Raw genomic sequence first — 20869 nt, 5'->3', positions numbered from 1 at the left:
TTAATGCCACTGCTGCGTCTTCCGCCATGTCTGTCCCGTCGATATATTCCATGTATCGACTCGTGACCGGGCGCGGGGTCCGTAAAACCCACGTTCCGTCGGGTCTCACTCACAGGGAGCTATCCATGCAAGACAACTCTCCGCAGAAAACCGTCCTCCTCATCGGCGCATCCCGCGGCCTGGGATTCGCAATGGTCGAGGAATACCTCAAGCGTGGCTGGCGAGTGATCGCCACCGGGCGGGAGGGCTCAACAGAAAAGCTGCGCCAACTTTCCGAACGCACCCAGGGCGCGCTGGAAGTTGAAGTAGTCGATATTACGATTCCCGACCAGGTCGCCGCGTTACACGGTCGTCTTAAAGATCGGCAACTGGATGTACTTTTCGTGAATGCCGGCGTCAAAAACGACGACCGCGAAACGATCGCCGATGTCTCGACCGAGGAATTTGTGCGCGTTATGGTGACGAACGCGTTGAGTCCGATGAGAGTAATCGAGGCGCTTCAGTACTTCGTTCGGCCGACTGGAACAATCGGTGTCATGTCGTCAGGGCAGGGCAGCCTGACCAACAACACTAACGGCAATTACGAGGTGTACCGGGGCAGTAAGGCGGCTCTCAACATGTTCATGCGTAGCTTTGCGGCGCGCCATCAAAGCGACCCGAGAACCTTGCTACTCATGGCGCCTGGATGGGTAAGGACGGACATGGGCGGTCCTGACGCGCGTCTGAGTATCGAGGAAAGTATCCCCAACTTGCTGAACACGATCGAGGCTTACGAAGCGCGCTCCGGATTACATTATCTGGATTACCTGGGAAGAGTCGTTCCCTGGTGAGCGGCGACGAAAATTAGCGGGCTAACGCAGGTGCGTCGAAGGAGTTTGACGGGCTGAGAACAACGTCGAAGACGGTAAATGGATTGACTGCCCACCGCTCCGCTGTACAAGGATCAAGCATCGAGGTAGTGCTTACTGCGTAACAAGGTTATTCTTCGATACACCACACTACCCGGAGTGCCCCATGCAGACAGTCCGTCGTTTCGCGTTCCTTGCATTGACATGCAGTGTCATCGGTTTGTCTCATTCATCGAACGCATCGGCCGACTCTGCCGATCCGCAACGAAGTCACATGCAGGTCGTGTCGTTCGGGGACAGTCTTTCGGACGTTGGCACCTACGCGTACGCCCGACAATTCGGCGGCGGCGCCTACACCACTAATCCGGGCGCCATCTCCGTACAGCTTATCGCGGAACATTATGGATCGGGCCTCACACCCGCGTTGACGGGCGGCTTCGGGCAACCGAGCGTCGTTCATCCGGAAGGATTTGGCTACGCCCAAGGGGGCGCCCGAGTCGCCGGGCCGCCGAACCCCGGCGACGCAACCGGCGACACCGGCGAGTTACAGACTCCACTGACCTTACAGGTGGCCGCCTACCTTCAGTCGCATGCACGCTTCACCGGCCAGCAACTCGTACTGATGCAAGGCGGGGCCAATGACGTTCAGGATGCCTATGGCGCATGGGCGGGAATGGTTGCGAACGGCGGCGATCCGGGCGCCTCGTTGCAGGCAGTGCTCCCTTCACTGAGACAGGCAGCGCAACAATTCGCGGGGTTGGTTCACAACGTGCAACAACACGGCGCCACACATATCGTTGTTCAAAACGTGCCGGATATCAGCAAGGCGCCGATCGCTAACCTGCTCGAGCAGCAACTGCCGGGCTCCACAAAAGTGCTTCGGCGTATGGCGCAGGTATTCAACACCGCGCTGGATGACGCGCTCCCTTCATCGCCGGCCGTGCTGCGGATCGACGCGTTCACGTTCATTGATGAAGTATCGGAGAACTATCGCCAACTTGGTTTTCGCTTCGACGGCAGCATCGGCACCAACGTAGCATGCGTGCCGGCAAACCTGCCTCCGGCATTTCAAGCCGACGACACAAGCGCGCTCTTCTGCTCGCGCTCAACGTATGTCTCGCCCAATGCTGACACCATCTACATGTTCGCCGACGCTTATCATCCGACGACTCATCTGCAAAAACTCATAGCGGACTACGTCGTGGTCAAGATCGACACGTGGTTGCACAAATAGCTCACCGCTTTGGCCCTTCGTTGCCCCGAACGCCAGCCCGGTAACGAAGAGCCGCTGCATGGCGCAGAGCATTCAGTTTGACCCGCGACATCGTCACGACTCGTTCATTTATTTGAAAGGCGAAACTAGCGAATTCTGGACGGACCCGGAGGTCGAGCTGGGCGTCCAGCGATAAACAACGATACTGGAGCCGTTGTAGTCGTCCTTCGTGACCACGTACTCCCCAGTCGATCGGAGGTACGATCTAAGGCCGTACATCGAATCCACGTCGTTACCAACGTACACGGTATTGGGACTGCTGTTGATCAACGTGACGTCCAGACTGCCTGTGGTGAGATTGAAAGCGTCGATGTTGGGCACCGTGTGTACGTATCCGACGAAGAGATAGTTGCCGGCTGCCGTGATCGACTTGGGATTGGCGCTGGTGATGTTGATCACCGGACTGGGACTGGTGGTGTTGCCTGCGAGCCAGCCGTGATACACCTCGACCCTCGTGCCGATCGACGTCCAATCTGTACTCCCGACAATTCCCTGCGCCAGGATCATGGTGTCGCGATCCGGCAGGTAGATGATTCGCGTCAATGGTGTGATAGTGCCCGGAATGGGCGTTGAAATTCCGGCTCCCCATGTCGGCTTGCCGTTGGCATCAAACCCGGTCAGCGGATAGTGCCAGATGGCATTCGTCTTATCCAAACCGGCCCAGACGTCCCCTTTGCCGTCAAGGCAAAATCCATCGCGGATCCTTGCCGTTGTATTAAACGCTGTACCCGGAATCGTGACGTCCGGTATTGCGATGTAGCCGTTCGCAGCGTTGAAGTGGAAGAAGTAGAAGATATCTGGATTCTGGCCGGCCGCCACGAGGATCCGGTTGGTGCCGACGGTGGCGACTTGGCCGAATTGCTCACCGCGTTCCGGGTCGTTGATGTTCATTCGTGGATCGGATGGATAGTCAATTGGATCGACAGTGTTCGCTACGAAGGTTCCTCCAGCGGAGCCGGTATAGATGTTGTCGCCCCCGTAGAAGTAGGCGCCGTCGGTACCCGGATCCGGAGCGGCGATCCCCTCGAAGTTGAGAGACTGAAGCTTCCATTGCAGGTTGCCGGCGTTGTCGTAGGAGTGAATGTCCGTGCCGCCAGTGCGGCCAAGATCCCATGTTCCGCCCCACGGGTTATTGAGCACATACAGATTTCCAGCGGAATCCTTACCGATTCCGGTGACGGCGGTGAAACGCCTGGCCCCGACCTGACCTTTGATCCCGGTCGTAGTGTCGAGATAGCCGCCCTGAATTCCGAACGTGCTGACTAGTGACGGAACACCAACCAGGCTATAGACCTTGATGTTCATGTCAGGACCTTCGTCGCCTACCATCATGTTGCCGGTAGTTGGGTCGAAGTACAGGGACGACGGTCTTGAGCCGACTGGCATCTGAATCTTCGGCAGCGGCGTTCCGTTCGGACGGAACCCAAGCACCCTGTTGGCGCGCTTCTCCGCAATCCAGATGTTTCCTGCTCCGTCAATGGCGAGCGCACCAGGGCTTGGGGCTGCAATATCCCGTTGCCAGACTCCGTCAGTAGTGAAGACGCGGACCCGATTACCTGGAAAGTCGCTGGCGTAAAGGAGCGCCCCCGCCGTTGCCAGACCCGTAACTACATCGGCATGCCGTTCGGTGGTGTCCGCGCTGACGGGGATGAGAAGGTCACGGGCATGTGTGATTCGATCATATCGCCCGACACTGCCACTGCCGATGGCTGCGCTGAACTGAAGCGCAACGAAGAGATCAATAGAGTTGCCTGTGATCGCACTGCCCTGAAAATCGCTATGAGCGCCGATAGAACCTAGGCTTTGTCCATTCTGGTATATCGCAACGCCACCTTCGTTTTCATCCCACAGGGACGATGTGTAGATGACCCCTTCCGGCGCAATCCACATGGAACGGGCGGCGTTGCCTACATGCGTTGCGTTAGTTCCAAACGTATTCGCTATCCAGTCAGTCGTGTACTGCGCCTGAGATTCTGGCGCAATCGTCGCGACCAGCGCTGCGGCAAGGAATGCGGCAAAGATTCGTTTCGCGACCATGAGTGATGCCCCAAGATCATTTGACACAGGAGGGCCACCAAGGGCATTCCGAAGGTTTCAACCATCGGCAAATCCCTTGAATGGAGTTAGTCAGGATGTGTTCGACAGACGATCCGGGCCGACTGAAATTTCTTATCGTTCTAATATCGCGCGACCCGGTGCCAGTCAGAAATCTAGGCATTTTTCAGCCGAATTTCTGAGCGTTTCAAGAGCGTGTGTGCGCTACCGCACGTGGCCGTCCGCAGGGCTTACTCAGTCGGCCGAATCGCACGTGCGCGTCGAACTTGAGGCCTGGCGAGAAGTGGACGACGCGCAGAGCAATCTTGAGCAAAGTAAGCCCGACGCCAACCTGATCACGCTATGCAAGGTGGGTGGCGGCGGGTGGGAGTCGACCTATGCCAAACATGACAGTCTTCACTGACAGGGTGACGTTAGACAGCCGGTGCAGAACTCAGGACATCTCCAATGCCAGATGTTCCCCACGGAGCGATTCCAGGAAATCACGTGCGTCGAAGGCCTCGCCGGCGGTGAACACGCCCGCCCCGTTGACCAGTCCACTGACGACACGGCTGGCCGCTTCGACCACAAGGGGCGCGCTGATTGCATAGATATCCTGACCGCTTGCCGACACGCGGCGTTCGTTGCCTCCCGACCGCACGACCACGTCGACCAGGAAGGTTTGCGCGGAGCGTCCGCTCTCGTCGACCGCGACAGGCGGCGACAGGTCCGGCTCAAACAGATCTTTAACTGCCACGGCCGTCATGTACGAGCGTATCTCGGGTGTCTTCAGATGGCGCGCAATCGTCACCGTGTCCGCCATCGTAAATTCTCCAACGACCGGCTGGGTTCCGAGCGGTGCAGGGAATTGCCATTCGCCAATCGGTGCTGCGTCCGTGCGGAACGCCATCTGCCCATTCGCAAAGACAAGTCGCCGCCCATCTCTACGCTGCCTCGAAACCTGCCCCGCAGCCCTTGTGCCGGGCGTGGGCTTCCAGCTGCTGAGCCCGTAGGCGATGCAGATCTCGTCCGCAGCCGTCCAATCGCCCATTGCCGCCGTGGCAAGAAGGTCGCCCAAGCCGCCAAAGAATGCCATCCCCGGCACAATAACGATGCCCGCATCGCGCGCCCGTTCGGCGTAGTGCGCGAAGGTATCCAGATTGGCCTCTAACTCCGCGGCGACGTCCAGATAGGGAATCCGCGCACGCAACGCAGCTTCGATCACGGCCGCAGATGTGCTGGCGAACGGACCGGCGCAATTGATCACAGCGGCCGCACCCGCAAGCGCCCGGTCGAGTGAATCCGGGTCATCTACCGACGCAGGTCGAATGTCCAGTCTGGGATAAGCCGCCCCGAGGGCATTCAGTTTGCTGGCATCGCGTCCAGAAAGGATCGGGCGCCAGCCGCGCCTGACCAGTTCCGACACCACGAAGCGGCCGGTGTGGCCGTACGCGCCGAAGACGGCCACGGTTTGATTTAACGTCATTGCAGACCTCCAGTTGTTATGGTGTTTTTTCGAACGGCCGGACAGCAGTTTGGTGAAGCAACAACGCTACAGACCTGTATGTTTTTTCGGAGGTTAAGCTACAGATCTGTAGCGTGTCAAGAGATATCCTGGTACAGTAACCACCAAGCAAAAAGTTTTGGTCTCTCAGAGGAATTGCCATGAGCAGAGGCACACCTACTACAGCAAAAGAAGCCGGAACCACCAGTTCCACCAGCGTTCGGGAACGCATACTCGATACGGCGGCTGATCTGTTCTATCAGGAAGGCGTCAGAGCCGTCGGCGTCGATCTCGTTGTCGAACGGTCTGGGGTTGCGAAGACCAGCCTCTATCGGCACTTCACGACCAAAGACGAACTCGTCGCCGCGGTGCTCGAGCGAGATGACGCGAATTATTGGGCCGCCTGGGACAAGACCGCGACGCGCCATCGGAACGCCCCCAGAGATGAACTCAAGGCTCACCTGCAGTGGATCGCGCGTGACATCGCTGCACCGAAATACCGCGGCTGCCCATTTCTCAATGTGGCAACCGAGTTTCCGTCGCCGGAGCATCCCGCGCGGGTGGTGGCCCTCAGGCACAAGATCGAACTGCGCCGCCGCCTCGGTGCGCTAGCGAGGAAAATCGGCGTTGCCAAGCCCGACAATCTGGCCAACCAGATCGCACTTCTTATCGACGGCGCCTACGTCTACGGACAGCTTGCAAAGGATGCGGCGCAACCGCTCCTGCCGGCGGCGCTTGCCCTGATCCCGGTCGCGGACAATCCTGGCTGATTCGTGCCGGGACCTTCGGGGAAGAATTGACAGGAAACGCGATATCCGGTTCGCGATGCAGGCGTATTTGAACCTTCGCGGTTCCTACGCTTAGGAACGGATACGGATCATCTGTTTGGCGATCTACTCTTAATGAAGTGCGCGAAGCTATGCCGGGGAGACCCAGTCGGACGGTGTGGCGATTGCCTTGAGTAGCCAGCCGCCAGCAAACGAGGCGTGTGATGCTTCTTACAGGTTGACCTACATGCTTGTGCCGGGCCTGACGTCGTGAAGCGGCGACGCTAGTCAGGTCCGGCCGGCTGCTTTCTGTTGCCCCCGGAGATCGCACTAGTGGTGCCCTAGGGTCACCATGTGTTACGGGCTAGTGCTTGGTGCCGCTACCGAGTCCACCTGTGAGGCCGCCGAGCAGGTTCGTCAATGGAGCGAGCGGAGACGAACCACCGCTTGCGCCGCCGAGTGCGCCGGTTAGCGTGCCGACCAGGTTGGTCAACGGTGCAACCGGACTCGTCGCGGAGTTCGTCGACGATCCGTGCGAGGTGCCACCGCCCAAGCCTCCGGTCAGTCCGCCGAGCAAGGTGGTAACCGGGGCGAGCGGGTTGCTGCTGCCTTGCGAGCCGCCGCCTCCCAAGCCACCGGTCAATCCGCCAAGCAAGGTGGTCAGCGGTGCGACGGGGCTGCTGTTACCTTGCGAGCCCCCGCTCACCGAGCCCACTGACAGACCGCCGAGCAACGCAGTCACAGGTGCCAGCAAGCCACCGGCGGCGTGTCCGTTCGATCCGCCCGGAACGCCTTTTGAACCACCAATTGCGCCGTTACCCACGCCGTTGCCGTTTCCGCTACCGCTGTTGTTGCCCACGGTGATCGGCACGATAGGCACGCTGATCGCGCCGACGCTAACGACCAGGTTCACGATCGGGTCAAGGAGGCCACTGGTGATCTGATTGCCGTTGCCGGAGCCTGCTCCGGTGGAACCACCGCCGCTAGAGCCGCCGCCCGATCCGCCGTGACCACCGCTTCCGGAGCCACCTCCTGAACCACCATGGCCACCGTCCCCAGAACCGCCACCGTTCCCGCCACCTGAACCGCCCGACCCACCGGAGCCACCGGAACCACCCGAGCCGCCCGACCCACCGGAGCCTCCATGCCCACCGTCTCCAGAACCGCCGCCGTACCCGCCACCTGAGCCGCCGGAGCCACCGTCGCCAGAACCACCACCGTATCCACCACCCGAACCGCCCGATCCAGTGGAGCCGCCCGCGCCGCCGTACCCCCACCCCGAGCCGGAAACCGAAACACCGCCCCAGGCCGAGCCGCCGCTCCAACCAGAGCCACTACTAACGCCCGAACCACCGCCATACCCCGTCCCGGTCGACCCGCCAGCCGTGCCGCCGGCGGTGCCGCCGCCTCCTGCCCACGAGTATCCCGATCCCGGTTGCCCGGTGGTGGTCCATCCGCCACCTTGCGTGAACGAGGAAGGCGGTGTTGACGTGACATCTCCAGCCTGACAAGAGGTGGCCAGCGACCACCATAGGAGTGCGCTCGCCGATGCAACAAGGGTGTGTTTGAAGGGAGCCATGATTAGTCCTTTCGCGATGAAATCGCGTCCTGATTGGTCAAAGGTGTAATCAGTGCCCCCGGAAAACCGCTGATCGGTCTTGCAGAAAACGGTTGCTTTGAGCCCGACACCGCGTTTGTGCGCGTCGCCTTCGTTTAGTTTTAGAGCCGGGTGCGGTAGCGCCATGCTCGGATGTGACTTGTGCGGGCAGTTGACCGCCGCAAGTTCCGAGCCAGCGCGCCAGTGACGAAGCGCGACACGATCCGCGATTTGGCAATGCCAGAATCGAGTGGCGTGCGGAGAAAGGAGTCTTGCTGGGCGGGGTCGATCGGGCAGGGTGCGGAACACAATGACGGTATCGCGTGGCGCATGTTACGTCCCAGTGTTACGTGTTCCCGTCACGTCGAGCGTAACCTCGCCGTTACGCTACGCGCTGCGCAAATAGTTCAGACAAAATGCGGAGCACCATAATATGGAGTCCGATCTATCAAGTCGCGCGTTGGAAACATGCGTTTACATCCCCGCCGGCTCAGTGATTTTCAAACGCCGCAGCGCAAACATCAGAGAGAGGTGAATGCTGTCGGCGGCAGACAGCCAGATATCGCGTGCTATGCTTGGACCGGCAACGTATCTCCACGAAACAAACTCGTATCCGTATCGACGACGAGGTAAGTGCCATCCAGCACGCTGCACTGGTCGGCACAAGACTGAGCCGGACACGACCGCGATCGCTGACCATGGATTACCGTCATCTGCAACAGCGCAAGAGCCTGCACGGCCGCATTGTGCAGGAGCTCGGCATGGATATCGTCGGCGGCAAGGTACCGCCGGGTCAGCGATTGCCTGCTGAGACTGTTCTGTGCGAGCGCTATGGCGTTAGCCGCCCCGTGCTGCGCGAGGCCACCCGTGTGCTCGTGGCAAAGGGGCTAGTGGTGTCGAAACCGCGTGTCGGCAGTGTCGTGAAGCCTCGCGGGGAGTGGCATATGCTGGACCCCGATGTCCTGTACTGGACGATTAACACTGTGCCGGAAGGCGAGTTCTTCAGTTCGCTCCTGACCGTGCGCCGCGTTATCGAACCCGCGGCGGCTGCACTCGCCGCCACGGCTGCGACAAGCGAGGATCTTGCGCGCATCGCATCGGCTTACGACCAGATGGAGCGTGCGGAAACCGCAAGCGCGCTACTGGATCCGGACCTCGAGTTTCACCGCGCAATCATGGCGGCCTCTCACAACGACCTGCTGGCCTATATCGGCAACATGCTTTCACTTGCCCTGTCGGAATCGATCAAGCTGACGAGTCGTCATCCCGACACGCATGCGCTTTCGTTGCCGCGTCACAAAGCGATTCTCACTGCGATCCAGAGCCGTGACCCGCTGGGCGCGCGACAGGCCAGTCTGGTCCAGCTCGACAATGCGCGCGCGGACGCCGAGAGTGTTCTGGAAACCGGCAGCCAATTTCAGACACAACCCTAACCCGAACGCGGCGGCTGAGCCGAATCAGTGGGCAAAGCGGAGCGGACGCTTCCGTTCTTCAAGTTCCTCTCCTTCCATCTGCTAACTGGATAGTAATACTATTAAAGCGGCACATAGTGCAGATCAATTCGACAATGCATCGCCCCACACCACCGAACGCGGCCTGTCCCGTCATCGTGTTGCACTGCACTGCTGGATGCGAATACGGAAGACCGCGTTGCATCGCAAAAGATTAATTAGTCGGACTAGTTAAGGGTATACATCGATTAGTAGGTAAAAGGGCGTGATATAGCATTTTCTGGTGGGTAGTCATGCGTACGCGCGTGCACGTGGGTTTCATGAAAGGTGATGCCCGGCTCCGGTGCTTTTCTTGCCGGGGCTTTTCCTGCTTGCGCCGTCATGGACAGTGAAGTGTTCAACTATTGAGAGACGGGAGATTGAAATGGCGCAAGCGAAGGAAGACAAGGACGAAGTGCAAGTCATGCGTCGGGGATTGTTGCAGGGCGCGGGTCTGTCCGCGGCACTGGCGCTCATGGGCGGAATGATCACACCGGCCCAGGCGGCGGAAGGCGGTTCGTTCCCGGCGCACAAGCGGTGGAAGATCGTATTTGTCAATCATGTGACAACGAATCCGTTCTTCGTGCCGACGCAATACGGCATTCAGGATGCGACCGCCATGCTGGGGATGGACTACCAGTGGACCGGCTCGGCCAATGCCGACATCGGCGAAATGGTGAACGCGGTCAACGCGGCGATAGCCGGGAAAGCTGACGCCATCGCCGTACCGATCGTTGACCCGAAAGCCTTCGACAAACCGATCCAGGCCGCGCTCGACGCCGGCATTCCCGTATTCGCCTATAACGCCGATGCGCCCTCGGGTTCGACAAATCCACGCCTGGCCTACATCGGTCAGGATCTCTATCTGTCTGGCTATCAGATGGGCGAACGAATCTCAAACCTCATCGACAGCGGCCTCGTCGCGCTCTTTATCGCCACGCCAGGCCAGCTCAACATTCAGCCACGGCTTGACGGTGCAGCCGCCGCCATCAAGAAATCGGGCAAGAAGATCGACGTGCAGACCATCGCAACCGGCGCGACCGTCAACGAAGAGCTATCGAAGATCAAGTCCTTCTATCTCGGCCACCAGGATCTCAAAGGCATGTTTGCGGTGGACGCAGGTAGCACCCAGGGCGTCGCCGAGGTGATGAAAGAATCCAACCTGCCGTCCAAAGGCGTGCATGGCGGTGGCTTCGATCTGTTGCCGCGTACCGTCGATCTGATTCACGAGGGCTTCCTCGACTTCACGATCGACCAGCAACCGTATGTTCAGGGTTTTTATACGGTCGTCGAGGCATTCATCTTTCTCGCCTCCGGTGGGCTCGTTGGGCCGGCCAATGTCAACACGGGTCTGAAGTTCGTCACCAAGGGCACGGTCGATCCATACCTGAACACGTCGACGCGCTATGAAGGCAAGAGCACGAAAGGCCAGATCGTGCCACGTACAGGTGCGATCAAAGGGTGACGTCTCCCGTGACGGACGTTCAAAAAACCGCGAGACGTCCGAGGCGCTGGTCAGGCGCGCTCGGGCGTTCCAGCGAAGTTCGCATCTTTGCGGTCGCGCTCATCCTCTGCATCTACTTCGAGACAGTCAACCATGACTTCCTGCTGACCAGCGCGAGTCTTCAGAATCTCTCGCAGTTCATCGCCCCGGTGGCAATCATTGCCTTTGGCGAAATCATGCTGATGATCGGTGGGGAGATCGACCTCTCCGCCGGGATGGTTTTTGCGTTTGCGCCTTTCATCATGCATTTCGCCCTGGAGGCTGGCTTGCCCGCATGGCTTGCCATGATCATCGGCGTGATTGCAGCGGGCCTCGTCGGGTTGATAAACGGCGCGGTGACGGTGTACCTGCGCATCCCATCCTTCGTAACGACGCTCGGTACGTTGTTCTTCGTGAACGGCCTCACGTTGACGATCTCACGGGGTACACCGGTTTCACCACCGGGGGATTCAGCGTTTGCGGCGTTCATGGGGGAATGGGGTTACAGCGAGATCATCTGGACGCTCGTCATTGCCGCTGTCATGCATGTGCTGCTTCGTCATACACGCTGGGGGCTGCATACCATCGCGTCGGGTGCGAATCCGCTGGGCGCGAGCGAGGCAGGGATACAGGTCAGGCGCCTGAAGCTCGGCAACTTCATTCTTGCCGCGCTGCTTGCCGGTTTGACCGGGATCCTGGAGGGTTTTCGCATCACGTCGATCGATCCGCAAGCGGGCGGTAACCAGATCATGTTTCTTGCAGTTGCCGCAGCGGTGATTGGCGGCACGCCGCTCGCCGGTGGATCGGGCACGATCATTGGTGGATTGATCGGTGCGGCGGTGCTCGGCATTCTCAACGACGGCTTCACGCTGATCGGCATCAACGCCTTCACTTTCAACATGATTCTCGGCGCGGCGATCCTCGGTGCCATGATCTTCAACATCCACGTGGTTCGTCTCGCGCGCAAGGGAGAGTTGTAATGTCTGAGGTGCTGGAGGCGCTGCGCGGCGAAGATATCGTCAAGCGTTTCGGCGCGGTCACCGCGCTCGATGGCGTGACGCTGACGCTAAGACAAGGCGAAATCCTCGGTGTTCTTGGCGACAACGGCGCAGGCAAATCGACGTTGATCAAGATTCTGACTGGGTTTCATCAGCAGACCAGCGGCAAGCTTTTTGTAGGCGGCCAGGAAACGTTGCTTCGCTCCGTTGACCACGCCCGTTCACTCGGCATTGAATGCGTCTACCAGGATCTGGCGCTCGCCAATTCGCTGAGCATCTATCACAACATGTTCCTGAACCGGGAAATCATACGTCGAGGGCCGTTTCGCCTGTTGAACAATCGCGCAATGCGTGAGCGCGCCGCCGAGTGTCTTGAAGAAATCGGCGTGCACGTGCCCTCGGTCGACCTGCCGGTCGAACAGCTTTCCGGCGGACAGCGACAGGCTATCGCAGTCGCTCGCGCGGTCAATTCGAATGCGAGGATACTGCTGCTTGATGAACCGCTCGCCGCGATGGGCGCCCGCGAGGCTGGACTGATCATCGACCTGATCCTTCGGCTCAAAAGCAAAGGTGGTCTATCTATCGTCATGATCATGCACAACTACGCCCAGACGCTCGACATCGCAGATCGCGTGATGCTGATGCAGCGCGGACGTGTCACTTACCAGCGGGAGGCAGCCAGCACCTCGGTCGAGGAACTGATGGATATCGTGCGACGCGAATATCGCGCAATGCGGGCAACGACGAACTGATACCCGTCCGCTACCTGTGTGAGCATTCGAATTGGGCGTGATCAACCTGTGCTTGCTGAAGCGGCGGACTCGAGTCGGCGAGACACACGCGAGAAAAAAGCTATCGCTTCATGCCTCTTTGCTTTTGCGTACTTTCGCTCGAGTACTTGCCGGCGCATTCTTCTTTAATTTGCTCAGATTGTAATCAATAGCGGCACGGACGAGCTTTTTCAGAGCAGGCGCATTGATCTTGTCGCCCTCGAAAAAATCGATCGCTCGCCTCGCGTTGCCTTCGAGGCCGGCGTTGAACAGTTTGTCAGGATCTGGGAGGTGCGCCCCGTGGGCGAAGGTAAGCTTCACCTTCCCTTTGTGGGCGTTGGCGACCGCGATCATTCCGTCGCGGGACCACACCGGGCTTCCCATCCACTTCCATTCCTCGATGATTTCCCGGTCGGCCTCAAGGATGCTCTTGCGCATGCTGGCAAACGTTTTACCACGCCAGTCTGTGATTTCTGCGATCAGTTGGTCAATGCGTTCTGACGGATTCATTGGATCTGTAGGCATCGAATTCTGGTCCCGTTTTATATATGACCACAATAGTCGTTCAGCGACGACATATTAGTGCATTTCAATCTCCTCGACCTCGCGCGCACCGACCAGCAGTTGGCGGCTAACGGCCAGGTGGTTCCGGGCGCTGTCCGTCCAGCAGACTGTGAATCGCTTTTATGAGGTGACCAATGGGTGCGGGCTTGCGCAAGAGTACGTCCCATAGCGGCTCATTCGGCGTAGGTGGAAACGCGGCCGATAACATGACGACAGGAATATCAGCAGTTGCGGGATCGCCCTTCAACCGCCGACACAGTTCAACGCCATCAACGTGCGGCATCATCCAGTCGGTCACAATGAGACCGGGACTCTCAATGGCAGCGGCAGCCAGCGCCGCCCTCCCATCCAGCGCCGTTACCACGCGATATCCCTCCCGCTCCACTAGCAGTTTCAGTGGGCGCAGAATATTCGGGTCGTCATCAACCAGCAGTACCGTAGCCAATCCGGATGTCCCGTTTACCTCGAAAGGACAACCAACTGAACCAGCAATAAACGTACCCGAATATTCCAGCATCGCGCGCACCAGTACTGCGGCATGGCCGTCGCGATACTAGGACTACAATTCATTCAGCATGGCCATTCGTTCCATGCATCTGAAGTACAAATTACAAGCCGGAGGGCTTATGGCCGGACCGTCTGCGCCATCTGCGGCGGACCGTGCACGTCGTGCGGGCAGCCTCGTCACAGCGGTGCTCGATACGCGCCCGCATCGTCCGCCTGATTTTGCGGCTGAAAGCCAGTCGATGCATCTTCTGGCACAGGCACTGACATCGTCGGATGGTGCTCTGTTGCAGACGCTCTCGGACATGGCGCGCAATCTTTGCGAGGCAGGCAGTGCGGGCATCGGCCTGCTGGAAAGTGAAGCCGACGACACCCGGGTCTTGCGCTGGGTCGCAATCTCAGGTGAATGCGCCGCCTCAGTGAACACCACAGTCCCGATCGCGGACAGTCCAGGCGGCATTACCCTCGAACTGGCCGCCGGACAATTGTTCACGTTTCCCAAGCGCCATTTCGGCTGTCTAAACCACGTTATCCCCGAGGTGATCGAGGAGTTGGTCGTGCCGATTCCGGGTCAACCTGAGCCGTGGGGCACACTATGGGTGATGTCTCACGACAGGTCGCGCGTGTTCGATGCCGAGGATCGTAGAATCCTGACCGGGCTCGCGAACTTCACCTGCGCAGCGCTCACGATCACCCGGGCGAAAGCCGATGCCGAAGCGCGTGCAGCAGAAGCCGAGGCGGCAAGGAACGCGCTTGCGCTTGCTGAGTCGCGCAAGGACGACTTCATTGCGTTGCTGAGCCACGAACTGCGCAATCCCCTTGCGCCCATTGACAGCGCCATGACTGCAGCACGAGGGCTGGCCGCAGACAATCCCGCTGTGCTATCCGCGCTGGGTATCGCTGAAAGACAGATACGTCTGCTGAAGCGACTCGTAGGCGATCTGCTTGACGCCTCGCGGATCAGGCACGGCAAACTATCTATCCGTCCCTCGTACGGGCTGCTCCAGGATATCGTGACCGATGCGGTGACGGCGATGAGGGCCGATGCCAACAACGGTCAACACCGACTTCATATCACCGTTCCTTCGTATCCGGTGACCGTTCACGCGGACCTCACACGGCTCACACAGGTTGTGTCGAATCTATTGTCGAACGCGGTGAAGTACACGCCTCCCGGTGGCGACATCACCCTGACGGCAGAAGCACCGGACCTCAGCATCGAGTCGACACACGGCTCGCCACCCCGCTATGCCGTCATCACCGTCAAGGATAACGGCACAGGCATTTCACCTTCATTGTTGCCGCACGTTTTTGAAATGTTTGCGCAGTCGGCATCAGCGCGAAAGCGTCCAGAAGGCGGGCTCGGCATCGGACTGGCCGTCGTGAAGCACCTGGTGAGGGCACACAACGGCACGGTCACCATCGCGAGTGCCGGAGAAGGCGAAGGAACCGAAGTAACCATACAACTGCCCATTGTCTGCGAAAGCACCGGAGCGAAGATCACGACCGCGACGCGCACAATGGCACCGGCCCGCATCCTCCTCGTCGACGACAATGTGGACGCCACGGAGGCGCTGGGCACGTTGCTGGAACTCGAGGGTCACGATGTAAAGCGGGCGCAAAGCGGAGTTGAGGCGCTTTCGATAGTGGAGTCATTTACTCCGGACCTCGCCCTGATTGATGTCAACATGCCCGGCATGGATGGGCTTGAGCTTGCGCAACTGCTTCGTCTTCGGGCTCAGTGCTCACTGACGAAGCTAGTTGCGTTGACTGGCTACACCGATCCTGCCCGTCGATTCCGGACCGACGAACGAGTATTTGACTTCCATCTGACCAAGCCGCTGTCACTCGATGATCTGGCGGATATCATGCGGCGGGCGTAGCAAATAACGGCGCTCATAGCGGTTTTGCGTGATGTCACCACGCTCCAAAACGGCCGTTCAGTTTTTGCGCCTCACGAAGTAGTAATCTTCGGTACTGGATGTGGAACAGGGGCAATGCCACTCGTCTCTATGGCGGCTTACATTGCCATGACGACATGCCCAAATGAAACCCTCTTTCATGCCGAAGTGCGCTCTATGCCGGCAACGTCGAACCAGCCCGGCCATGCCTCTTCGCGAAGGAGGGTAATACGGTCAGCCGACGATACGATTTGAGGAGCCGGGCCAATGGGAAGCACCAACGCAGTTGCGGCGGCGGCAATCGCCTTCGTGGGCAGCCACTTTATCCTGTCCCATCCGTTGCGCAGCCGGTTGGTCCGCGCAATTGGCGAAGCGGGCTTCCAGGGCGTCTATTCGTTGGTTGCGATCTTGACGTTCGGCTGGCTGGTCGTGGCCTACCGAAAGGCGCCCCTGACAGCATCGCTCTGGCCGGTAGGAGACGGGCTCTGGGCGATTGCGACCGCGGTCATGCTGATCGCGTCGGTCCTCCTGATGGGCTCTCTGATCCGCAACCCGGCGCTTCCCACCGGCGGCCGGCCCGGGCCGTTCCCGGAAACGGCGCGCGGCGTGTACGCGGTAACGCGCCACCCAATGATGTGGTCATTCGCACTTTGGGGGTTCTGCCACATCGCGGTGTTCCCGGTGACGAAGAACATCGTACTGTCAGCGGCTATCGTCCTCCTCGCACTTGTCGGCGCAGCATTGCAGGACCGGAAGAAGGAGCAGCTCCAGCCTGATCTGTGGCCCATATGGGAGTCGAAGACGAGCTACCTGCCGTTTGCGGCGATCGCCGCTGGCCGTGCGCGGCTGGGCGGGTTCGGCTTGCACGCGCTTTTGGGCGGCCTCGTTGTCTGGCTCGTAGCGACTTGGGCCCATATCCCGCTCGCCGGTTGGGCTGCGGGCATCTGGCGCTGGCTGTAGCCGCAGCCCGGAGTCGCATATGCATATGCATAGCGCATTGAACCGGGATGCACTGGCAGTCGGATGCAGCTGTATGTTGCACCCGAGGTAGTCGGCATACGCGGATTTCAGCTCGTTCTACAAAGTCCGAATACGCCGGATGTTGCGATGCTTCGCAGTGCATCGGAAAGACCGCCACCGCTGCGGTTGGTTCGCCTTTGCCCCGTCCGCGAAAGGGGAGGTTAAGCGTAACGCTCCATGACGCGAACGAACAAACGGACAAACAGGACCGGATATCTCTAGAGTTGAAGAATCGCCAGTCCTCGATCCTGACTGGCGACGCTGCGCTGGCCGTTCAGCGTGAGTTCAACCTAAGGGAAAACAAATGAGAACGTCTCTTCACAAGGAAATATCGACCGATTTCGACGGGCACGGCACGCTTAACCTGCACGCCAATAGTGCGCCTTTGGCGCTAAAACATACCATTCGCCCGGAAGAAATACGGGACAATCTGCCCGCAAAACAAGGCGGTGTCGGGTTTTTGTTCCACGCTACGGATTGGGATACGCTTTCATTTTCATTTCATAATGTAAAACACAGAAACGCGTCATTCGAAGAGGAGCTTTGGAGAACAAAGCCTTTCATTGCATCGCCTATTTATTCGGGCTCCCAGGTCATAGGGGCCAATATTGCGTGTCCGGTTCCCCTCGATCTGTGGCTTGGGAGCCCACGTGGTATCAAGCGGTTCCGGGAAACGCAATTTTTCCCAGCCCTTGAACTGGCCAGGCAGGCGGGATTGAACATGGTGGCGATGGGCGCCTCCACGCCTTACGCCTGCAACTATGGGGCGCTCCCGCGCCAAACAAAGCCGCCTCACATCACGACGGGTCATGCTGCCACCGCCGCGATGCTGAAAGACTGGGCCACCCACTGCTGCAATGAACTTGACCTCGAATTCGGCAAGACGAAGCTCGCTTTATTTGGCGCAGCCGGACGGCTCGGTACTACGGTAGCGAAATACCTGCTCTACAAAGATGCACCGAAGGAGCTTGTTCTGATCGATTTGCCGGACAAGGTGAATCTGCTCACGGAACAGGCCAGGGAGTTGATGGCAGCGGACCTGCTGGGACGCACCCGGATTACGGTGCACACCTTCAGTCCGGACACCCCATTGCCGCAGTTCGATGGTGCTATTCTGGCAAGCAGTACCAGCGTTCCCTACCTCAGCGCTTCTGACCTTAAGAGGGCACAGTTCTGGATCGACGACTCCCATCCCCGGGCAGCAAGCGTCGAGGCTGAACTCGCGTCACGGGCCCATACGCTATATATTGAGTGCTTCGCGCGTGGCCCTGCCGGACTCGACACCATGTTCCCGTTCAGACTGCCGACCACCCGCGATTGCTATACCTGTTTTGCCGAAGGCTACGCAGCCTGGCAGGAAGGCATCGCTTCCGATTTCATCATTGGCAGCCCGCCCGTGTGGTCCGTTTCTTATACCCACGGTCTTCTGAAGAAGTACGGGTTTTCGGTCGGACCTTTTCACGGTAAAGACGGTTCGACGATCACCCTGGACGTACAGCACCGCAACACGCATGAACTGATAGGGTCGTGAACAGCATTGGAGGCCTGATGGTGATACCGCGCGAAAGCATGCGGGACGTGCTGGAACGAAGCCGGCTTGCAATTCGATGGGGAGGCATACTGGGCCTCCTGTGCCACCCCATCTACTTTGTCGTCTGGACCTACGTCCTGCCGCAGCCGTACGACAATCTATTCCTTCGATTGAGTGCGGCGGCCGTCTGCATTCCATTGATCTTTCAGGCGCATTGGCCAAAGCGGTTTAACCGGCACCTGCTGATCTACTGGCATTGCTGCCTGATCTACGTATTGCCGTTTGCCTGTACGTTCCTCGCGATCAGAAATTCATTCTCCACCATGTGGATGATGACCGAGGTCATGATGATTTTCATTATGGCGCTGTGTATCGATAACCCGTTGTTGCTGATGACCTGCATTGGCATTGGCGTACTTTCCGGCACACTGGCGGCGGTGGCCACTTCGCCTGCTCCGATCGTTTTAAGCCCGGCAAATCAGTCGGATCTCGCACTACTGCCCGTTGTCGTGCTGTGCAGTATGGCCTTCAGTTATGCAATCAACAAAGGACGCATCTTTGTTGAAAAGAATCGGGCATTGAAGGCACTCGCGGGCTCGATCGCCCACGAAATGCGTAATCCTCTCAGCCAACTGAAGCACGTTCTGGATCGCGTGGAAGAGGCGCTGCCCGCGACGACAGAATCCGACCGGGCGCCGGTGTTGTCGCACAACAGCGCGGCACTGCTTTATCGTCATCTTGCCCATGGCCAATTATCCATTGAGCGAGGCCTGCGCATTATCGCGATGACGCTGGACGAAGTCAGCGCAAAACCCATCCGCTCAGATTACCTCACCTATCTGAGTGCGGCGAGCACCACACGTAAAGCATTGGACGAATACGGCTTCGGCGATAAAAAGGAGCGCAGCAAAGTCAGGCTCGTGGTGCTGGAAGATTTCACGTTCAAGGTCGACGAGACCGTCTATCTGTTCACCCTGTTCAATCTGATCAAGAACGCGCTCCACCACATTGTCACGCATCCTTTAGCAACGCTCACGCTCACGGTCGACCGGCAATCGGTAATCGTTCGTGATACGGGCACCGGCATTTCGCCCGACATTCTGCCGCATCTGTTCGAGCCTTTCCGCACAGCGGGAGATTCGGCTGGAACGGGACTCGGGTTAGCCTACTGCCAGCGCGCAATGCGCGCATTCGGCGGCACCATCAGCTGCCGGTCGGAAGTCGGGAAATTCACACAATTCACGCTGCAATTTCCGGTCGTGTCGGAAAGCGAAGTCGCCGATCACGAACGCAAGATTGTTGAACGTGCCATTCCAATTTTCAACGGGAAGCACATCCTCGTCGTAGACGACGACGCCGCTCAGCGGGCGGGAAGCCGTCGCGCGCTGTCGAAGGTGGGTGCGCAAGTGAGCGAGGCGGAAAACGGGCAGATAGCCTTGAGCATGCTCCGGCAGTCGTCTGCCTACGACCTCGTGTTGATGGACGTCAATATGCCGATTCTGGATGGCTACACGACCACCGAGAAAATTCGCGCCGACCACGAAAACCCGAACCGGGATGTCCTGATCTCCGCCTATACGGCGGAGCCCGGCAATGTGGTGCGCGTCCTCGCCAGACGAGCCGGCATGGATGAAATAATCAGAAAGTCCCACAGCACGGTGGAATTGATAACCTCGCTCCAGACGCTCTTCGAAAACGGCAGCCGGCACCATCTGAGCCACAGATTCGACGGGTTCGCCGACAAATCGATCCTGGTGGCGGACGATGACACGTACAGCAGGCTGGTGACCAAAGCCTATCTGGAGCGATTCGGCGCGAGCGTAGTCGAAGCCGAACATGGGCAGGCGGTGCTGGCTCAGTTGCAGGATGGCGATACCGTCGATGCCATTGTGATGGATATGAATATGCCCGGAATGGGCGGTGTGGAAACAACCGCCTCCATTCGCGCTCGCACCGACTCGTATGCCAATGTGCCGATCATCGCCCTGACAAGCCAATCCGATATCGGCGCCGTGCAGGCATGCCTGGATGCGGGCATGAACGAGGTCATGGTAAAACCCGTGCAGGTCGGTTCTCTTTATGCCTGCCTTGCAAGACAGTTTTCCCAGCAACGCGTATCGAATGCTCCAACGAAGGCGGCTCTATCACAACCGTCGGCTAAATCCACCGGCAAGCTTTCGACAATTGAGGAAGCCGATCTGCTCGACGAGAAACACCTCGAAGAACTCACGACACTTGATCTGTTGGATCAATCGTTCCTCAACGGCATTGAGCAGATTCGCTCGCTTGTGGCGCGACTCGCTACCAGTGCTGCAGCTCGTGACTTTGGATCGATGCGTGGAGAATTGCACCTCCTGCTTGGTATCAGCGGCAATATCGGAGCAAAAGCACTGCATCAGTTCGCGAGGCAGCTTTATCCGCGCATAGTTGAAGGCGAATGGCCTTCCGAGCCCGACTGGGTGACGCGAATTTGCATGCTGGGCAGCCGTTCAGCCGACGCGCTGCAGACCTACTTCGCTTCGGACAAAGCAAGTCGCGATCATCGGGACGTCATGAATGACTGATAGCCCGCGAGCACCTTGCGG

Annotated in this window: 16 protein-coding genes; 11 read left to right on the top strand and 5 right to left on the bottom strand. The window is 58.9% G+C overall.

Annotation, left to right across the window (positions count from 1 at the left end):
• The first annotated feature begins 125 nt into the window (after window positions 1-125).
• Both KHO31_RS33015 and KHO31_RS33010 read left to right on the top strand, forming a co-directional pair.
• Window positions 126-830 (top strand): SDR family NAD(P)-dependent oxidoreductase, encoded by a 705-nt coding sequence (locus KHO31_RS33015; protein ID WP_211625228.1) that lies wholly within the window; start codon window positions 126-128, stop codon window positions 828-830.
• 292 nt (window positions 831-1122) lie between these two features.
• Entirely contained in the window at window positions 1123-2082 is a 960-nt protein-coding gene (locus KHO31_RS33010; protein ID WP_236061023.1) for an SGNH/GDSL hydrolase family protein, read from the top strand.
• A gap of 108 nt (window positions 2083-2190) precedes the next feature.
• Here KHO31_RS33010 and KHO31_RS33005 read toward each other — a convergent pair whose 3' ends face one another.
• Both KHO31_RS33005 and KHO31_RS33000 read right to left on the bottom strand, forming a co-directional pair.
• Window positions 2191-4158 (bottom strand): NHL repeat-containing protein, encoded by a 1968-nt coding sequence (locus KHO31_RS33005; protein ID WP_201078000.1) that lies wholly within the window; start codon window positions 4156-4158, stop codon window positions 2191-2193.
• A gap of 451 nt (window positions 4159-4609) precedes the next feature.
• Window positions 4610-5641 (bottom strand): saccharopine dehydrogenase family protein, encoded by a 1032-nt coding sequence (locus KHO31_RS33000; RefSeq protein WP_201085213.1) that lies wholly within the window; start codon window positions 5639-5641, stop codon window positions 4610-4612.
• 179 nt (window positions 5642-5820) lie between these two features.
• On the opposite strand from KHO31_RS33000, the gene KHO31_RS32995 reads away from it, so the two are divergent.
• Window positions 5821-6429 carry a TetR/AcrR family transcriptional regulator gene (locus tag KHO31_RS32995; protein ID WP_201077989.1) on the top strand — a complete coding sequence of 203 codons (609 nt, stop codon included), beginning with the start codon at window positions 5821-5823 and terminating at the stop codon, window positions 6427-6429.
• 361 nt (window positions 6430-6790) lie between these two features.
• Here KHO31_RS32995 and KHO31_RS32990 read toward each other — a convergent pair whose 3' ends face one another.
• The gene (locus tag KHO31_RS32990; protein ID WP_201085212.1) at window positions 6791-8005 is read right to left on the bottom strand and encodes a hypothetical protein; all 1215 of its coding nucleotides are present in this window, start codon (window positions 8003-8005) and stop codon (window positions 6791-6793) included.
• 716 nt (window positions 8006-8721) lie between these two features.
• On the opposite strand from KHO31_RS32990, the gene KHO31_RS32985 reads away from it, so the two are divergent.
• The 4 genes from KHO31_RS32985 to KHO31_RS32970 all read left to right on the top strand — a co-directional run bounded on the left by KHO31_RS32985 (window position 8722) and on the right by KHO31_RS32970 (window position 12746).
• Complete coding sequence (locus KHO31_RS32985; RefSeq protein ID WP_201085211.1) at window positions 8722-9456, top strand: FadR/GntR family transcriptional regulator; 735 nt, start codon at window positions 8722-8724, stop codon at window positions 9454-9456.
• Between the two features lie 442 nt (window positions 9457-9898).
• Window positions 9899-10978: a sugar ABC transporter substrate-binding protein gene (locus KHO31_RS32980; RefSeq protein WP_201077983.1), complete on the top strand. Its 1080-nt coding sequence runs from the start codon at window positions 9899-9901 to the stop codon at window positions 10976-10978.
• A complete protein-coding gene (locus KHO31_RS32975) occupies window positions 10975-11976 on the top strand; it encodes an ABC transporter permease (protein ID WP_201077981.1) in 1002 nt (333 codons plus the stop codon). Before KHO31_RS32980 ends, KHO31_RS32975 begins: the two co-directional genes overlap by 4 nt.
• Complete coding sequence (locus tag KHO31_RS32970) at window positions 11976-12746, top strand: ATP-binding cassette domain-containing protein (RefSeq protein ID WP_201085209.1); 771 nt, start codon at window positions 11976-11978, stop codon at window positions 12744-12746. The genes KHO31_RS32975 and KHO31_RS32970 overlap by 1 nt, the downstream gene beginning before the upstream one ends.
• A 108-nt stretch (window positions 12747-12854) precedes the next feature.
• On the opposite strand, the gene KHO31_RS32965 is transcribed toward KHO31_RS32970, so the two are convergent.
• Together KHO31_RS32965 and KHO31_RS32960 are read right to left on the bottom strand one after the other, a co-directional pair.
• Window positions 12855-13274, bottom strand: coding sequence for a DUF1801 domain-containing protein (locus KHO31_RS32965; RefSeq protein WP_407945974.1), 420 nt, complete (start codon window positions 13272-13274; stop codon window positions 12855-12857).
• A 121-nt stretch (window positions 13275-13395) separates the two neighbouring features.
• Window positions 13396-13845: a response regulator gene (locus KHO31_RS32960; RefSeq protein ID WP_201085208.1), complete on the bottom strand. Its 450-nt coding sequence runs from the start codon at window positions 13843-13845 to the stop codon at window positions 13396-13398.
• Window positions 13846-13903: 58 nt separating this feature from the next.
• Here KHO31_RS32960 and KHO31_RS32955 point away from each other — a divergent pair, with 58 nt between their 5' ends.
• The 4 genes from KHO31_RS32955 to KHO31_RS32940 all read left to right on the top strand — a co-directional run bounded on the left by KHO31_RS32955 (window position 13904) and on the right by KHO31_RS32940 (window position 20848).
• Complete coding sequence (locus KHO31_RS32955) at window positions 13904-15715, top strand: hybrid sensor histidine kinase/response regulator (RefSeq protein ID WP_236071631.1); 1812 nt, start codon at window positions 13904-13906, stop codon at window positions 15713-15715.
• A gap of 285 nt (window positions 15716-16000) precedes the next feature.
• On the top strand, window positions 16001-16693 hold the full coding sequence (locus KHO31_RS32950) for an NnrU family protein (RefSeq protein WP_201077973.1): 693 nt from the start codon (window positions 16001-16003) through the stop codon (window positions 16691-16693).
• Between the two features lie 364 nt (window positions 16694-17057).
• Window positions 17058-18284 carry a hypothetical protein gene (locus tag KHO31_RS32945; RefSeq protein ID WP_201077971.1) on the top strand — a complete coding sequence of 409 codons (1227 nt, stop codon included), beginning with the start codon at window positions 17058-17060 and terminating at the stop codon, window positions 18282-18284.
• 17 nt (window positions 18285-18301) lie between these two features.
• Window positions 18302-20848 carry an ATP-binding response regulator gene (locus tag KHO31_RS32940; protein ID WP_201078083.1) on the top strand — a complete coding sequence of 849 codons (2547 nt, stop codon included), beginning with the start codon at window positions 18302-18304 and terminating at the stop codon, window positions 20846-20848.
• Window positions 20849-20869 lie beyond the last annotated feature (21 nt).

The sequence above is a fragment of the Paraburkholderia domus genome, from assembly GCF_905220705.1.
In the GTDB taxonomy this organism is placed as follows: domain Bacteria; phylum Pseudomonadota; class Gammaproteobacteria; order Burkholderiales; family Burkholderiaceae; genus Paraburkholderia; species Paraburkholderia domus.
The sequence above is the reverse complement of the archived record's forward strand: the minus strand, read 5'-3'. Positions and strand labels throughout refer to the sequence as shown.

Coding starts and splice junctions, on each gene's coding strand:
- KHO31_RS32955 (WP_236071631.1), top strand. CDS start 13,904: ATGGCCATTCGTTCCATGCATCTGAAGTACAAATTACAAGCCGGAGGG.
- KHO31_RS32995 (WP_201077989.1), top strand. CDS start 5,821: ATGAGCAGAGGCACACCTACTACAGCAAAAGAAGCCGGAACCACCAGT.
- KHO31_RS32980 (WP_201077983.1), top strand. CDS start 9,899: ATGGCGCAAGCGAAGGAAGACAAGGACGAAGTGCAAGTCATGCGTCGG.
- KHO31_RS32965 (WP_407945974.1), bottom strand. CDS start 13,274: ATGAATCCGTCAGAACGCATTGACCAACTGATCGCAGAAATCACAGAC.
- KHO31_RS32985 (WP_201085211.1), top strand. CDS start 8,722: ATGGATTACCGTCATCTGCAACAGCGCAAGAGCCTGCACGGCCGCATT.
- KHO31_RS33005 (WP_201078000.1), bottom strand. CDS start 4,158: ATGGTCGCGAAACGAATCTTTGCCGCATTCCTTGCCGCAGCGCTGGTC.
- KHO31_RS32940 (WP_201078083.1), top strand. CDS start 18,302: ATGGTGATACCGCGCGAAAGCATGCGGGACGTGCTGGAACGAAGCCGG.
- KHO31_RS33000 (WP_201085213.1), bottom strand. CDS start 5,641: ATGACGTTAAATCAAACCGTGGCCGTCTTCGGCGCGTACGGCCACACC.
- KHO31_RS32970 (WP_201085209.1), top strand. CDS start 11,976: ATGTCTGAGGTGCTGGAGGCGCTGCGCGGCGAAGATATCGTCAAGCGT.
- KHO31_RS32960 (WP_201085208.1), bottom strand. CDS start 13,845: ATGCTGGAATATTCGGGTACGTTTATTGCTGGTTCAGTTGGTTGTCCT.
- KHO31_RS33010 (WP_236061023.1), top strand. CDS start 1,123: ATGCAGGTCGTGTCGTTCGGGGACAGTCTTTCGGACGTTGGCACCTAC.
- KHO31_RS32945 (WP_201077971.1), top strand. CDS start 17,058: ATGAGAACGTCTCTTCACAAGGAAATATCGACCGATTTCGACGGGCAC.
- KHO31_RS33015 (WP_211625228.1), top strand. CDS start 126: ATGCAAGACAACTCTCCGCAGAAAACCGTCCTCCTCATCGGCGCATCC.
- KHO31_RS32950 (WP_201077973.1), top strand. CDS start 16,001: ATGGGAAGCACCAACGCAGTTGCGGCGGCGGCAATCGCCTTCGTGGGC.
- KHO31_RS32990 (WP_201085212.1), bottom strand. CDS start 8,005: ATGGCTCCCTTCAAACACACCCTTGTTGCATCGGCGAGCGCACTCCTA.